This window comes from Nostoc sp. DedQUE02, assembly GCF_034531035.1.
Taxonomy (GTDB): Bacteria; Cyanobacteriota; Cyanobacteriia; order Cyanobacteriales; family Nostocaceae; genus Nostoc.
This window is the reverse complement of record NZ_JAVRBY020000006.1, coordinates 21,747-36,683: the sequence shown is the minus strand read 5'-3', so window position 1 is coordinate 36,683 and position 14,937 is coordinate 21,747. Positions and strand designations below refer to the sequence as shown.

12 protein-coding genes are annotated in these 14,937 nt (G+C 42.5%); 8 read left to right on the top strand and 4 right to left on the bottom strand.

Annotated elements, in window-relative coordinates; all coding sequences use genetic code 11:
- Positions 1 to 180 precede the first annotated feature (180 nt).
- The gene (locus tag RMX98_RS08080; RefSeq protein WP_409880868.1) at positions 181 to 330 is read left to right on the top strand and encodes a helix-turn-helix domain-containing protein; all 150 of its coding nucleotides are present in this window, start codon (positions 181 to 183) and stop codon (positions 328 to 330) included.
- A 429-nt stretch (positions 331 to 759) separates the two neighbouring features.
- Here RMX98_RS08080 and infC read toward each other — a convergent pair whose 3' ends face one another.
- Positions 760 to 1,227: a translation initiation factor IF-3 gene (gene infC / locus RMX98_RS08075; RefSeq protein WP_322679917.1), complete on the bottom strand. Its 468-nt coding sequence runs from the start codon at positions 1,225 to 1,227 to the stop codon at positions 760 to 762.
- A 260-nt stretch (positions 1,228 to 1,487) separates the two neighbouring features.
- Here infC and RMX98_RS08070 point away from each other — a divergent pair, with 260 nt between their 5' ends.
- Positions 1,488 to 2,828: a DEAD/DEAH box helicase gene (locus RMX98_RS08070; protein ID WP_322679864.1), complete on the top strand. Its 1,341-nt coding sequence runs from the start codon at positions 1,488 to 1,490 to the stop codon at positions 2,826 to 2,828.
- 151 nt (positions 2,829 to 2,979) lie between these two features.
- Here the strand turns inward: RMX98_RS08070 and dnaG are convergent, their stop codons facing one another.
- A complete protein-coding gene (gene dnaG, locus RMX98_RS08065) occupies positions 2,980 to 4,935 on the bottom strand; it encodes a DNA primase (protein ID WP_322679863.1) in 1,956 nt (651 codons plus the stop codon).
- A gap of 330 nt (positions 4,936 to 5,265) precedes the next feature.
- Between dnaG and RMX98_RS08060 the strand changes: the two genes are divergently transcribed.
- Positions 5,266 to 6,618: an N-acetylmuramoyl-L-alanine amidase gene (locus RMX98_RS08060; RefSeq protein WP_322679862.1), complete on the top strand. Its 1,353-nt coding sequence runs from the start codon at positions 5,266 to 5,268 to the stop codon at positions 6,616 to 6,618.
- A 26-nt stretch (positions 6,619 to 6,644) separates the two neighbouring features.
- Here RMX98_RS08060 and RMX98_RS08055 read toward each other — a convergent pair whose 3' ends face one another.
- The gene (locus RMX98_RS08055) at positions 6,645 to 6,791 is read right to left on the bottom strand and encodes a hypothetical protein (RefSeq protein ID WP_322679861.1); all 147 of its coding nucleotides are present in this window, start codon (positions 6,789 to 6,791) and stop codon (positions 6,645 to 6,647) included.
- 445 nt (positions 6,792 to 7,236) lie between these two features.
- On the opposite strand from RMX98_RS08055, the gene iolM reads away from it, so the two are divergent.
- The 3 genes from iolM (at position 7,237) to RMX98_RS08040 (ending at position 9,402) form a co-directional block, all read left to right on the top strand.
- The gene (gene iolM, locus RMX98_RS08050) at positions 7,237 to 8,385 is read left to right on the top strand and encodes a scyllo-inosose 3-dehydrogenase (RefSeq protein WP_322679860.1); all 1,149 of its coding nucleotides are present in this window, start codon (positions 7,237 to 7,239) and stop codon (positions 8,383 to 8,385) included.
- A 166-nt stretch (positions 8,386 to 8,551) separates the two neighbouring features.
- A complete protein-coding gene (locus RMX98_RS08045; protein ID WP_322679859.1) occupies positions 8,552 to 8,980 on the top strand; it encodes a VOC family protein in 429 nt (142 codons plus the stop codon).
- 191 nt (positions 8,981 to 9,171) lie between these two features.
- Positions 9,172 to 9,402, top strand: coding sequence for a hypothetical protein (locus RMX98_RS08040; protein WP_322679858.1), 231 nt, complete (start codon positions 9,172 to 9,174; stop codon positions 9,400 to 9,402).
- 156 nt (positions 9,403 to 9,558) lie between these two features.
- Here the strand turns inward: RMX98_RS08040 and RMX98_RS08035 are convergent, their stop codons facing one another.
- Positions 9,559 to 11,403, bottom strand: coding sequence for a tetratricopeptide repeat protein (locus RMX98_RS08035; protein ID WP_322679857.1), 1,845 nt, complete (start codon positions 11,401 to 11,403; stop codon positions 9,559 to 9,561).
- A 195-nt stretch (positions 11,404 to 11,598) separates the two neighbouring features.
- Between RMX98_RS08035 and RMX98_RS08030 the strand changes: the two genes are divergently transcribed.
- Together RMX98_RS08030 and RMX98_RS08025 are read left to right on the top strand one after the other, a co-directional pair.
- Positions 11,599 to 14,007: a GH116 family glycosyl hydrolase gene (locus tag RMX98_RS08030; protein WP_322679856.1), complete on the top strand. Its 2,409-nt coding sequence runs from the start codon at positions 11,599 to 11,601 to the stop codon at positions 14,005 to 14,007.
- 602 nt (positions 14,008 to 14,609) lie between these two features.
- Complete coding sequence (locus RMX98_RS08025; RefSeq protein ID WP_409880870.1) at positions 14,610 to 14,765, top strand: cysteine peptidase family C39 domain-containing protein; 156 nt, start codon at positions 14,610 to 14,612, stop codon at positions 14,763 to 14,765.
- Positions 14,766 to 14,937: the final 172 nt, after the last annotated feature.

Here is a 14,937-nt window from a genome sequence, read left to right as displayed (position 1 = left end):
AATAAATTTGGCAAAAAGAGTAACTTTTTTTAGAAAATCTCTAATCACGGTCGGTTCTCTAGTTTATTTACAAAAGCTCTTGCAAAAGTCCCTAACACCCTAAGCTTGTTTTACAATAATTGTTTCATCTAAAATAATACGAATTTTTACCCAACCCTATACAAAAGGTCAAAAAATTAGATGGATGATTTAAAACAATTAAACAAGTATGCCTTTCAAGTCTTAACGATGAGCAGAGAGGGGTATTCTAGTCGCCAGATCGCCCAGCAGTTTCATCTAAGTTATAAGACAGTAAAGGATATTGTGGAACGGTTTTCTCACTGGCGATAAAATGAAGATAATTTTCAATCCCTAGTAGCTCTGTTATGGGTAAAACTCTCTTGCTTTCAACTTAAAAGCTTATTAATCCATCTTGGAGTATACGACAAAAAAATAAAACCAAAAGCCGCACTTATAAGTTCAGTGCGGCTTCGAGTCCTATAGAAATGGGGTTGGCTTTATCAATATTCGTAGACAGGATCTGGGATGTTTCGATGTCCCAGTACTTGGGGTTATGGCACCTCCACTGGTTTAAGGTTCCATCCTCATTTCCACCATAGCTGTGTGCAAACGTGATTCGATGCACAGCGAAAAAATCCCCTTGCTGTCTTCAATGGGGAGAATGTCAATGTTTTTTCCATAGAAGCTACAGTGTTGCCTCCGGGTTTTTCGTTCTTTACAAGCTGCCACAAATATATCCTCCAGCGATCGCCAGATTAGCTAGGCAGGAATAACTTGAATAATTAGTGCGCGTTTATCTAGCGACTGGATTTTACCTACTTGACTGAGATCGTTTGCAATTCGGTCTAGCAGTTCTCCTGCTTGATCGCGATATTGATGTTCTCGGCCTCGTAAACGGATGGCAAACTTGACTGAATCGCCTTTACTCAACCACTGAACTGCTCTTTGAATACGCAAGTTATAATCAGCCACACCCACGTTTAGACCGAACCGAACTTCCTTTACTGTGGGTCTGGCACTTTGGCTCTGACGTTTTTTCTTTTGATACTGAAGCTTCCCATAATTGAGAATCTTCGCGATCGGAGCGTCTTTACCTTGGGAAACTACAACTAGGTCAAGCTCTAAACTTTCGGCTAGTTGTAGCGCTTCATTGGTATCGATCAGACCACGATTGTTATTCTCATGGTCAATCAAGAAGACGCTAGGTGACTTGATTTGTGAATTAATCAGTTGCTTTTGGATTGCGATAATGAATTTCTCCTATTTGTTCAATACTTTGCTTTACAAGCAGGTAATGCCAATTTAACACAACACTGAATCAGAGCAACTTTAACAACACAATGGACGACAATCTGTTACAATTAAATATTGCGGCATTCGCTCTCAGTCTTTGCGCTACTGCCTATCCAGCCTTTTAATGATTTTTATCCGTCCGCCTAAGACTGACGCCGTGATTGGCGACAGGCCGATGTTATTTTGGGAGTTTTATGTCTTTTTCTAATCTCGGCTTGTCCAATGAAATTATCCGTGCCGTTACCGAGCGAGGATATACCGAACCTACGCCAATTCAGATGCAGGCGATTCCTGCCGTCTTGTCGGGTAGCGATTTGCTAGCTGGGGCACAAACTGGCACTGGAAAGACCGCTAGTTTTACCCTGCCGCTCTTGCATCGATTATCATCTGAAAAGAGCAAAGGTACGTCTAATGGGTATCCACCAATCCGGGCACTGATTCTCACCCCAACTCGTGAACTAGCTGCACAGGTGGAAGAAAGCGTGCGCGAGTATGGCAAGTACTTGAAGCTAAACTCAATGGTGATGTTTGGCGGAGTCGGTATTCATCTGCAAAAACAGCGTTTGAGGAATCGAGTGGATATTCTGGTCTCTACTCCAGGGCGACTGCTAGACCATGTACAGCAGGGTACGCTGAACCTATCGCATATTGAGGTTTTGGTGCTGGATGAAGCAGACCGAATGCTCGACATGGGCTTTATTAATGATATTCGCCGCATCCTCTCACTTTTGCCCAAACAGCGACAGAATTTGCTATTCTTCGCAACTTTTTCAGACAAAATTAAGGCACTCGCTGCCGGATTGCTTAATAACCCGACGATGATTGAGGTAGCACGCCGCAACGTTACCGCCGAGACGATCGCCCAGAAAATTTACCAAGTAGACCGTGACAAGAAACGCCAATTACTTGCTCACCTGATCCGGCGAGATAATTGGTATCAAGTGCTAGTGTTTACTCGCACTAAGTATGGCGCTGACCGTTTGGTTAAGCAGTTGGGCGAAGACCGCATTCAAGCACTGGCAATCCACGGTAATAAGAGCCAGCCTGTGCGGACTAATGCTTTGGCAAAATTCAAAAATGGCAGCTTACAGGTATTAGTGGCGACAGATATTGCTGCTAGAGGTCTTGATATCAGCGAACTCCCTCATGTAGTCAACTTCGATTTGCCCAATGTACCGGAAGATTATGTTCATCGCATTGGGCGCACCGGTCGCGCTGGCGCTTCCGGTGAAGCTGTATCGCTGGTGTCCGTTGATGAATACCCTCTATTGAAAGATATTGAAAAACTGATTGAACAGCGCTTGCCAAGGGAAGTAGTGGCTGGTTTTGTCCCCAACCCGGATATCAATGCCGAACCAATCCCAAATGGACGACAACACAGAGCCAAACCCGAAGGTGATCAGCGTCCGGCTCGTACTCCTAAACCTTTACCGCAGAGATCGGCTAAACGTAAGGCAGCGCCACCTGCTACGAATGCCGATAAGCCTGGTGCTCGTTCGTCCGCATCGCGCCGTTCTGCTAAACGTGATCGCTAATCTTCTTTAGCTCAATACGCTTGGGTTAAGGCTAAAATTCTTTGTCAAAGTCAATTTTTTAACGCAGACGCATTAGCGAAGCGGCTTGCCGCAGGGTAGGATGCAAAGGATGCAAAGAGAAGAAAGAAATGCTTAACTGAACTGTATTGGGCTATAACAACTCTGTGATGGAAAATAACCGTTGTCGGTCTATTTGTTGCAACTTGATTTTTTCAGCGTAGAACGCCTGATAATAAGATTGATAACGCTCTGGTTCAGCTTCTGGATCGGTTTGTTGCCATAGTTCCAAAAAGTGGCGATAGCGTTTTTCAAGCATCACCAAATCCATGCAAGCGATCGCAGCTTGAACTACTTGCGGAGTCCGAAGTATTTCTTTCTGATTTTTTTCATCCACATGAAACAAATGGGAAATTAATCCGATCTCGCTGTCAAATTCTAAGAATCGGTCTTGCAAGCGGGAAATTAAATTTGGTAGAGACGCAAAATTTTTCGTCTCTCCATCACCCGATGAAATTTCTAAAATCTGTTGCCATAAAAATCGGTGGTGGGAAAGGCTAAATTGCAAATCTCGCTCCTCTAGTTCGTCAACAATCAATTGACGCTGTTCGGGACAATGCAAGTAAATTCGCAATAATAACGCCTCTGCGTGTTCTAAAAGGCTGCGTTCTGTAGGGATTGGGGAGTTGGGACTTGGAACTAGAGATTTGCTAGCTCCCCATGCTTTTCGGGCTGACACAGGCTTAGAGTATGTAGCCGCAGCCGGAGCAATTTGAGTTAACAGATTTTCGACTCTTAGGGGTATAAGTCTGGTATCTCCTAAGCTGAGTATTTCTGCACAATAAGAAACATAATAATTTCGTGTATCGCTGTTAGCTATATTTTTAAGTAATTTGACTATTTGCTGAGTTACTTGCTGAAAATCAGTAGCCTGTTTTAAGTCTCGGTCTTGAATAATTTGCTGAATCTGCCAGTCTAGCCAAAGTGGCGCATTTTTTAGCAGTTCTCGATAATCTTCTGGAGTGTGGCTATGCAAATATTCATCAGCATCTTTACCATCGGGTAAATTGAGAATTTTTAGCTGAACTTCGCCCTTGTATGCCAGTTCGGCAATTTCACCGATCGCACGTTCAGCAGCATTGGTTCCGGCTTTATCAGCATCAAAGTTGAGTACTAATTGTTTTGATTCGGTGTAACGTAATATTAACCGGACTTGTTCTAAGCTTAAGGCTGTACCAAGTGAAGCGATGGCGTTATTAATACCAGCAGCATGGAGAGCGATCGCATCAAAATATCCCTCTACCACCACCGCTTGATCTAGTTGAGAAATCCCACCTTTAGCTTGATCGAGGGCAAATAATGTTTTACCTTTACTAAAAAGTTCGGTTTCGGGTGAATTCAGATATTTAGGTTGTTCATCAGTCAGGGTTCTACCACCAAAGGCAATAACACGCCCTTGCACATCACGGATGGGAATCATCAAGCGATCGCGGAATACATCATAATAACTGCCTCCTTCCTTGCGTGGCTTAATCAACCCCGCTTTTTCCAGTATTTGCGCTGGGTAATGTTTATCTTTTACTAAATAACGATAGAGCGTTTCCCAGCCTGCGGGGGCATAACCTAAACCAAATTGCTGTATAGTTTCTTCTTTGAGTTGGCGGTTAGATTGCAAATATTGAAGTGCTTTTTGCCCTTGGGATTGTCTGAGGGCGTGTTGATAAAACTGTGCTGAGGAAGCCAGAACTTCATATAACTGCTCGCGCAAAGATAGCTGACGCTGTAATTCTTGGCGTTGTTCGGGTTCGAGAGTTTGTACAGGTACTTGGTAACGCCGCGCTAAATCCAGCACAACTTCAGTATAAGAACGCTTTCCCAACTCCATGACAAACTTAATGGCATTTCCTCCAGCTTGACAGCCGAAGCAATAGTACATTTGCTTGGTCTGACTTACGGTGAAACTGGGAGATTTTTCATCGTGGAAGGGACACAAACCGACAAAATCCTTTCCACGTTTGCGTAAAACTACGTATTCTGAAACGACATCTACAATGTCAGCCCGTAGTTTAACTTCCTCAATTGTATCTGGGTGCAAGCGGGGGATTTGCATGGAATTAGGGATTGGGAATTGGAGATTGGGGATTGGAGAAGGTGGGGCCCCCTCTGGGGATAAGGGGTAATGGGGATTGGGGAAGGTGGGGCCCCCTCTGGGGATAAGGGGTAATGGGGATTGAAATACCCATTACTTATTACCTAGTATCTAGTCCCCAGCGATGCACTGAGCGCAGTCGTTGTGTCCCCAGTCCCTCGCCATTAACTTTGGAGAAATAACAAAGGATAAATGACTTTAGACTTCTGATGGCTATTATATTCTTGTTGCTAGACCAAGAATGATCTATACAATTGCTTACATTTAATTTTATCAGAGGAAATACTTAAAATGGGGCGTATTTTTATTTCAGCAGCTCACGGAGGGAAAGAAGCGGGAGGAATAGATCCAGGTGCGATCGCAGGTGGTACAAGTGAAGCAAAAGAAATGATTCTGCTGCGGGATTTGATTGTCACGGAACTGAGGGCGCGGAATTTGGAAATTTTGGCGGTTCCTGATGACTTGAGTGCTGCCCAAACTATCACCTGGATCAATTCTCGTGGCCGCCGGGGTGATGTCGCCCTAGAAATTGAATCTAATGCGGCGAACAGCCCTTCTGTACGCGGGGCTAGCGTATTCTACATTGTTAATAATAGCGATCGCAGAAGCAATGCTGAACAGTTGCTAGTGGGGTTATTGCGCCGCGTACCTCAATTGCCGAATCGGGGAGTCAAGCCAGATACAGATAGTGGATTGGGTAGTTTAGCATTTTGTCGCCAGACAACACTGCCAGCTTTGGTGATGCAAGTAGGGTTTCTCAGCAATCCAGAGGATCGGGCTTTGCTGCAAACTCGTCGCCGCGATTTTGCTTTGGGAATTGTCGATGGATTGGTAACTTGGAGTCGTGTAATTGATCCTACTCCTGGAACTCCGACGGAAGCAAATTATCCGCCAATTAATATTAATATTAATGGACAAAATTACTCAGAGCAAGGAGTTTTAGTTAATGGTAATGCTTACATTCCCATTGATTTAGTAGACGTTCTGCGGATTGACCTCTCAAAAGTGGCTAATGTCAATCGGATTACCTATCACAAAGTAGTTTACGTCAAAGCGATCGAACTGCGAGATTTTAATGTTGCAGTCAGTTGGGCTGCTGCAACGCGTACTGTCAGCTTGCGATCGAATTTAGTAGTTTGCCCTGGTCAATTTTCGCGGGTGATGTCAAACGGTAATACTTCCGAAGTACAGTTACAATTATTCCTGAGAAACAATAATGAAAATGCTTTAGCCAAGTTTCCTGATATCTCCAAACTTTATCGCGAAGAAGCAGGTATAGAGGGAGTGAACTATGATATTGCCTTCTGCCAAATGTGTATAGAAACTGGATTTTTACGATTTGGTGGCGATATTAAACCTGAGCAAAATAACTTTGCAGGCTTAGGTGCGATCGGTGGCGGTTCGGAGGCTGCGTCTTTCCCAAGTGCGAGAATTGGAGTTAGGGCGCACGTTCAACATTTGAAAGCTTACGCTAGTTTAGAACCTTTGGTACAGGAAGTAGTAGATCCCAGGTTTCGTTTTGTCACACGCGGGATTGCGCCATTAATCGATCAGCTATCAGGACGCTGGTCAGCAGATTTAGATTATGGCACCAAGATTTCAGCAATGCTTAAACGATTATATGAATCAGCAGGACTTCTTTGAGTCAGGAAAGGAAATATTACTCAGTTTTACACAGTGCGATCGCCTATGGTGGTCGGAACGCAATCACAAATACGATCTGCTTCAGCCGGAATGTGGGTTTTAAGTATCTTAAGATTGCGATTTTTTTTGCTATTCTGCCCACTCATAGGCGATCGTACTTTCACAACACTCATACATCCCGTTAGGGAAATTATAAAATTTTTATTAAATTCCTTAATTGTCTTAACTGTCCTTGCTTTTCGTTGAATTAATTTTTAATATTTTTTCATTGAGCAAAAGAAGGACATAAATATATCGATATAAAAACGAACTGTCAATGACGTGACTATTTTGGATGTAAAAGGCAGTATAAACATTGTAAAAGGTTCTGTAGCTCTTCGTAAGGCAGTTATAAACGAAACGCCCTTGAAGGTGGGGCTAAAAATGATATTCAAATCATACTTCAATAATTTCTCATAGCACTTGTCACAATCAACACATATATTTCTGTACGTTCGCAAACTACTGTCATAGTATTCTGCTCCAGTGTTTTAACAAGACAATCCGCTTGCAGACATCGCAGGGGGTGAGAGATCCCTTTGTGAAAATCATTTATTACAAGTAATTGGAAATTATTTAATGAAAGCATTACTGGCTGAAGCTACATGGACACCCAAGAAGCAAAACCTGAACAAAAATTTAGGTGTTGTCGGGAGCCTTGCTTGGAAAGATCCACAATTTAAGATTGTTGATAAAAGCTTTCCTGTTCTTAGGCATGATGAAGTTTTAGTAAGGGTTAAATATTGCGGTGTCTGTGGGTCAGATATTCACGTTTATGAGACAGATAAACAAGGGTATATTCTATTTTCTGGCCCTACCAAGTTACCCGTTGTTTTAGGACATGAGCTTTCAGGTGAAATCGTCGAAGTTGGTAATGAAGTTAAAGGATTTTGCCAGGGTGATATTATAACTACAGAAAGCATTTTATGGTGTGGGCACTGTACACCTTGCCGCATAGGAATGCCGAATCAGTGTGAAAATGTAGAACTGTTGGGATTAACAGTAGATGGTGGCTTTGCCGAATATATAACTCTCAAAGCCAAATATTGTTGGAAACTGAATCACTTACAAGAAAGATATTCCTTTGAAGAGGTTTGTAAAATAGGTACTTTAATAGAACCTATCGGTTGTGCTTATAACGGTATTTTTATATCGGGAAATGGTTTCTTACCTGGTGCATTTGCCATAGTCTATGGTGTAGGAGCAATTGGACTAGGTGCTGTGATGTTACTTAAAGCAGCTGGTGCAGCAATAGTAATAGCAGTTGATTCTATTGAAGAAAGACTCAATCTTGCTAAATCAATGGGAGCTGATTACGCTTACAATATAGGCTCCACAAATGATTTTTCGGAAATGGTTCAAGAAATTACAGGAGGTTGGGGAGCCGATATCCAAGTTGAAGCCGCAGGAGCAGCTAAATATACTATCCCAATGATGGAAAGAAATATTGCTAAAAGAGGAAAAATTATTTATTTAGGTAGGGCAGAGTCAGAAGCATTTATAGATTTGAATAGTCTTGTAAGTGGGGCACATACAATAGTAGGTTCTCGCGGACATTCTGGGTATGGCATATTTAATAACGTGATTACCATGATTCACAAAGGAAAACTTTGTGGAGTTGAAAAACTTGTAACTTCATCTTTACCTTTTAAAGACATTTTAAATGCTTTCGAGTCTTCGCGTTCCAGAAAAGATGGAAAAATACTAATTAATATGCACTCTGTATAAGATAATCAAAAAATAGTTCATTTTCTAGCTGAATTATTAGCCTGTGGGATTAATATCAGTGGTACATTTCAACCTCTAATATTGTTGGCTACTCCAATATAATATTAGGAGTTTAAAACAAGCGATTAATTACCTTACCTTGAATTTTTGAAAGTAGTCTTTAGCAATGAACAAAACTTTATTTCATCTTACCTTTCCTGTGACAGACCTTGCTCTGGCAAAAACATACTATGTTGATGGTTTGGGTTGTATTCCTGGTCGAGAAAACCGTCAACTTTTAATTCTTAATCTCCACGGACATCAATTTGTTGCTTTCTTGACAAAAGAAACTCTTGTACCTCAACCTATATACCCCAGGCATTGCGGAATTGTCTTTAGCTTAAAAAGTGATTGGGAAGAAGTACTTTCAAGGGCAGAGCAACAAAAGCTCTATTTTAGACAAAAACCTGAACTCCGTTTTGCTGATTCTTTTATAGAGCATGACACCTTTTTTTTAGAAGATCCCTTCTATAACTTGATAGAGTTTAAACATTATCGTCATCAAGAAGCAATCTTTGGGTATTATGATTATACGCAAATAGAAGAACGGGTTTGACAGGGTTTAAAATAATTCGTAATTTGTAATCAAGTTCCTACGTCCCAAACGTAATTCGTGATGAAAGTAGTAGGAAATTTATTTACAACTAATTCAAAATCACCAATTTTACAATTTGGTGTGGTGTTTCGCCGAAAATAACAAATTACGAATTAGCTAAATATCCAATCGCATCAGCTAACTAATTGCAAATGTTAGGAAATAATGACTTGCAAGACCGATGGATTCCTCGCTATTTCAGATTAGCGATCGCAAATATCCTCTCCAATTTAATGGTGCCGTTGTCTGGAATGGTTAGTGTTTCTTTTTTAGGACACTTGCAAGACATTCGTCATGATTTCTACAACCTTGAAACTAGCGACAGAAGATATTGTTCCTGCTCAAAAGACTCAAGCTTCATGAAATCTTACGAAAGCAGCTAAGGCAAATTCATCGTGCTACCACAAAAGTAAGAGTAAATATTAATGTTCAGCTTAAATCTTGTTTTTGGCGGCAAAATCTAACAGACGTTGTTACCCTAACGCCTGGGGTCGTTGCGATTTGTTAAGCTGTGGAGCGATCGCACAGTTTTTCACTTCTTACATATCTTGCTTGTATTCTTCTAACAATTGTGGAATGTGATCGTATCCATCGACACCGATAACTGCAATAATTTTCGGGCGATGTTGCTGTAAGAAGTTTTGGAAAGCTTCTGTCCCTATTTGTCCTTGTAAAATTGTCAGTAATCCTGCTGGTTGATGCCATTCACTAGAAGCAATTTGCTCTAAAAGATACATTCCCAAGCAGCCTGTGTAAACAGTTTTTTCCGAATTTTGCAGATGATAATAAGCTTCTGCCAAATAAGCTAAGTTCCGTCCTTGGAGATACAAATCACCGGAAACTTGCGCTGTTTTAAAACCATCTTCGAGATATTTAATTGCCGTTTGATGTTGTCCAATTACTAGATAGGCAATTCCTAAACTGCTGACACATAAGGCTTTACTTTGAAGATCGCCTAATTTTTCTGATAACTTTAAACCTTGTTCCAAATAATTAATTGCGGCTTCATAAGTTTCGGGTTCTAGGTTTTCCAATTCCTGAGCTTGCATGACTTCGCTGTAACCTAAATTTACCAGCGCGTTGGCTTCTCCTGTGCGATCGCCTGCTTGCCGACTCAGTATTAATGCTCGTTGACTATAGTTAATTGCCTCAGCATAATTTTGCTGTTGTACGTAGGTGCGGCTGAGGTGGTTGAGATTGGCAATTTCACAGGTGCGATCGCTTGCATTTCTGGCTATCTCTAACGCCTGCTGATGAAAATCAATAGAGCGTTGGTATTGTCCTAAAGCACGTTGAGAATAGCCTAAAAGAGTCAAAATTCGCGCCTTTTCTTGGGTTCCTTCGCCTCGTCGTAGCGGTTCATCTAAATAATCTAAGGCATCTCGTAAATAAGTACCAGTAAAAGAGGCAAAAATCCCGCCATAAAAGGGAAAATACGGACGCTGGGCAAAGGTTCGTAAAATCTGGAGCATGATTTGAGAACAGGCATCGCTGTATACTGTCCCAACGCTCCTAAAACCACTTGCTAACTGACTCCAAATCACTGCAAAGGTCAAAAAGGTGGAAATGGACAACTTTGGCCCCGCTTTCACATCGTAAGCTTGTTGGTCAAACCAGTTAATTAGTCCCCGTTGCAAGTACTGTAAAATCAATGCCATTTCCACCCAATCTCTGAGGGTAATACCCTGTTGTCGCTCTGCAAACTCTATTGCGGATTCTTCCCTAGCTAAGGTACGAAGTAGTGTTTTGGGTAATTCACTATTGAGTTGTTTAGCCCAACTTGCCCAAGGGCCACGTTCTCCCGGTACGCCGCCAAATCCCAAAGATTCTTTTTGCTCGTATATCCAACTGAGCAAGTTGTCTTGTAATCGCTGCCAAGAAGCTAAACCACGGGTAATTCCTTCGGAAAATTGTTGTAAATCAGAATCTGCCTGAGCAAATTGCAGTAATGCTTTTGACAATTGCTGTAGCTGTTGTAAATTTAGCGGATACTTCTGATTTGGGTCAGTAACCCGGATAAATGCCGCTAGACGCTCATCAGACGGGGCTGTGGTAATTTCTATTACTGCGGAGGCGATCGCTTCTGTAGCTTTGTTTTGCTCTTGCCAACGTTGCCATTGACTTTGAATCGTCTTAATGGCTCTCAAAGAGCGAGTAGCTTTAGCTTTCTTGAGTTCGTCTTTTTCGCTATCTACTTGGCTTTGGAGAGCATTCAGGCGATCGCTCAAAGCTAGCTCAAAGACTTCCCCTGTCCCGGAAGTAATTCCTTTAAGCAGCATTTGATACACCTGTTCTACAGAGCTAATTTTGCCCTTGAGGGTGGTTTCGACAATTTCATCGATTAAAGCAAGATAGCGATCGCTTAATGGCAGAGAGTCTGGCACTTTGGCTACTAGAAGAATGTCACGTCAATTCTAATTCTAGTCTTGACAGCAAAAGTGAGAGAAACAATTAGCGAGAATTGGGGACTGAGATTCTTGCTAATCCCAAAGTTAAAATTTGAAAAGCTAGAAAACTTGAGAAAAATCACACATCGCGCTAGTCTTCATGGACGTAACCGCACGCTGTAACATCAGGTGATGACAAATCAATTCTCCCCGAAAATTCCCTCTTGCACTTGGAGCCGTCCTATCGGTTTAGGCTGGGACAAACCTTATACCGTTCGCTATGCAAGTAATATCGATGATGGCCCTTGGCATGGTATGCCTTTAGGTGGCTTTGGCGCAGGTTGTATCGGTCGTTCTTCACGGGGAGACTTTAACCTGTGGCACATTGACGGCGGTGAGCATACTTTCAAAAACGTTCCCGCTTGTCAATTCAGTGTGTTTGAGTCCAACGGTACATCTTCCCAAGCCTATGCTTTATCTACCCAAGTCCCCGATGATGGCACTCTCAAAGCTTGGCAGTGGTATCCGGCACTTCCCGGCGCTAAAGGGACGGGCAATTATCATGCGCTATACCCGCGTAGTTGGTTTGTGTATGAAAATGTATTTCAAGCACAGTTAACCTGTGAGCAGTTTTCCCCAATCTGGGCAGGCAATTATCAAGAAACTAGCTACCCTGTGGCGATATTCCTCTGGAATGCTCATAACCCCACAGATGCACCGATTACTCTCAGCATTATGCTCACTTGGCAAAATATGGTGGGCTGGTTTACAAATGCTCTGAAATCCCCCGAAGTGCGGGTACGCGATGATGGTAGTCCGGTTTACGAATACCAACCACGTTGGGGCGAAAGCGAAGGTAACTATAACCAAATAGTTGAAAATACACAACAGTTTGGCTGTGTTTTCGGTCGGGTTGGTAGCGATCAACCATTGCAAGAAGGGGACGGAACCTGGTGTATTGCGACGCTGAAGCATCCCCAAATAGAAGTATTTCACCACAGCCGATGGAATCCTCAAGGAAGGGGTGAAGAAGTGTGGCAAAGTTTTGCTGAAGACGGTTCTTTACCCAATCATCTTGATGCCACTCCCGCAGCAAATAATACACAGTTAGGGGCTGCGATGGCACTCCGTTTTACTCTCCAGCCAGGTGAAACTCTCGACATTCCCTTTGTCCTCACTTGGGATTTACCGATTACAGAGTTTGCGGCTGGAGTTAGCTATTACCGCAGATATACAGACTTTTTTGATCAAAGTGGAAATAATGCTTGGGCGATCGCATCGACTGCGCTACAAGAATACCAAAACTGGCGATCGCAAATTCAAAGTTGGCAAAAACCGATTCTCGACCGGGAAGATTTACCCGACTGGTTTAAAATGGCTCTATTTAATGAGCTTTATGACCTCACCAGTGGCGGTACTCTTTGGAGTGCAGCATCAGAACTTGACCCTATCGGTCAGTTTGCGGTGCTAGAGTGCTTAGATTATCGTTGGTATGAAAGTCTAGATGTGCGATTGTATGGCTCTTTTGCCTTGCTGATGCTGTTTCCAGAATTAGAAAAGTCAGTGATTCGGGCATTTGCACGCGCGATTCCTCAAGGTGATGATACACCCCGAATCATTGGCTATTATATGACAATTAAGGCAGAAAGCCCGATCGCAGTTCGCAAAGTCGTAGGTGCAACACCCCACGATTTAGGCGCACCGAATGAACACGTTTGGCAGAAAACCAACTACACCAGCTATCAAGACTGCAATTTGTGGAAAGATTTGGGTAGTGATTTTGTCTTGCAAGTATACCGTGATTTTCTGCTCATGGGTGCTGACGATGTAGAATTTTTGGTAGATTGCTGGCCTGCGATCGTTCAAACCTTAGACTACCTGAAAACTTTTGACCTTGATGGCGATGGAATTCCCGAAAATTCTGGTGCGCCTGACCAAACCTTTGATGATTGGCGGTTACAAGGAGTCAGCGCTTATTGTGGCGGGTTGTGGTTGGCGGCATTGGAGGCTGCGATCGCAATCAGCGATATTTTATTAACTTACCAGACAGGTAACACAGCAGAGTTAGCGGCGCAAAAATCCATCTATGAAGCTTGGTTAAAACAATCTCGCCCGATCTACGACGAAAAACTTTGGAATGGAAAATATTATAAACTTGATAGTGAAAGTGGTTCCGATGTGGTAATGGCAGATCAATTGTGCGGACAGTTTTATGCTCGTCTGCTGGACTTACCTGATATTGTAGCGAGCGATCGCGCCCTTTCTGCCCTAAAAACTGTTTATGATGCGTGCTTTTTGAAATTCTGCAACGGTGAGTTTGGTGCTGCTAACGGTGTTCGTCCTGATGGTTCACCAGAAAATCCCAAAGCTACTCATCCTCTAGAAGTCTGGACGGGGATAAACTTTGGATTAGCAGCTTTTCTCGTGCAAATGGGAATGAAAGATGAAGCGTTGAGGTTGACGCAAGCTGTGGTGCAGCAAATTTATGACAATGGTCTGCAATTTCGCACACCTGAGGCTATCACCGCAACTGGTACTTTTCGCGCTAGCACTTACCTACGGGCAATGGCGATTTGGGGAATTTACTTGGTTATTAATTGATTGGTATCAAAGGTGAAAACCCTATAATCACCTGATATTAAGTCCAAGTCCACTCACTTACCATCACTATCCACGTCATCCCACCCCAGTTTTGTCTAAAGCCAAAACTTCCCCTCCCCAAAGCATTGAGGAGGGGATTGATATCATGTCCGCCTAATTAGTTATAATTCCCGCATCTGTGCAAAAAGCGCAAAAGCCCCTTTCCCCCTGCTCCCAGCAAGAACTGCGGCCTAAATGATAAGTCTTTAACCGGACACGATATGACGGGCGGGGTAAATGCCTGTGGGATAAGCGTTTGAGCTTAGTTGATACCAATGCACAACTGAAAACCCCTACGAACGCTCATATCCCACGTCGAGAAAACTAGAGTCTAGATTCAGACATTTGGTAAAGATAACGCATATTTAATTTCTGGAGATATCTATTTGTGATTTTATTTTCCGAGTATTTCCGGAAGCGAAGGAAAATTTCAGTAATGGTAAGAGTTGAAGGATTAATAATTCAAAGTGACTGTTTCAAAAAATGCAAATATTACTAGCTTTTGCTATAAATATTACTAATATTTCGCACACTACATTCACAATCAAAAGCTACGTTGTGACGTGCCTATTGCTCTATTCAACAGCAAATATCATTTAGATATTGGCGCTGCGTGTTTGGCAATGATTAACCGATACTGGGGCATACGCTTAAACCTCCACAATTTGCGTAACTTAAATACGGGTGCATATTTCCAGGGTTTAGCAAAAGCAGCCTAAACTTTGGGATTATGAAGCGCTATCAATGAGGGCGATTCTTACTAAGCCGGACTCATATTATAACCCGTAGATAGCTAATTGGCAAGTAATTCATTTTTTAATTGTCCAGAAGATTTCTAATTCAGCTATATGCAAGGCGTGGCTTTCGAGTCGAGAGTTTGAATATCGCTGC

What these genes read in the sequence shown, in the direction of transcription:
- RMX98_RS08055 (WP_322679861.1), bottom strand. Translation starts at nt 6,791, where the DNA reads ATGAGTGTTGTGAAAGTACGATCGCCTATGAGTGGGCAGAATAGCAAA.
- RMX98_RS08060 (WP_322679862.1), top strand. Translation starts at nt 5,266, where the DNA reads ATGGGGCGTATTTTTATTTCAGCAGCTCACGGAGGGAAAGAAGCGGGA.
- dnaG (WP_322679863.1), bottom strand. Translation starts at nt 4,935, where the DNA reads ATGCAAATCCCCCGCTTGCACCCAGATACAATTGAGGAAGTTAAACTA.
- iolM (WP_322679860.1), top strand. Translation starts at nt 7,237, where the DNA reads ATGAAAGCATTACTGGCTGAAGCTACATGGACACCCAAGAAGCAAAAC.
- RMX98_RS08080 (WP_409880868.1), top strand. Translation starts at nt 181, where the DNA reads ATGGATGATTTAAAACAATTAAACAAGTATGCCTTTCAAGTCTTAACG.
- RMX98_RS08030 (WP_322679856.1), top strand. Translation starts at nt 11,599, where the DNA reads ATGACAAATCAATTCTCCCCGAAAATTCCCTCTTGCACTTGGAGCCGT.
- RMX98_RS08045 (WP_322679859.1), top strand. Translation starts at nt 8,552, where the DNA reads ATGAACAAAACTTTATTTCATCTTACCTTTCCTGTGACAGACCTTGCT.
- RMX98_RS08070 (WP_322679864.1), top strand. Translation starts at nt 1,488, where the DNA reads ATGTCTTTTTCTAATCTCGGCTTGTCCAATGAAATTATCCGTGCCGTT.
- RMX98_RS08040 (WP_322679858.1), top strand. Translation starts at nt 9,172, where the DNA reads ATGTTAGGAAATAATGACTTGCAAGACCGATGGATTCCTCGCTATTTC.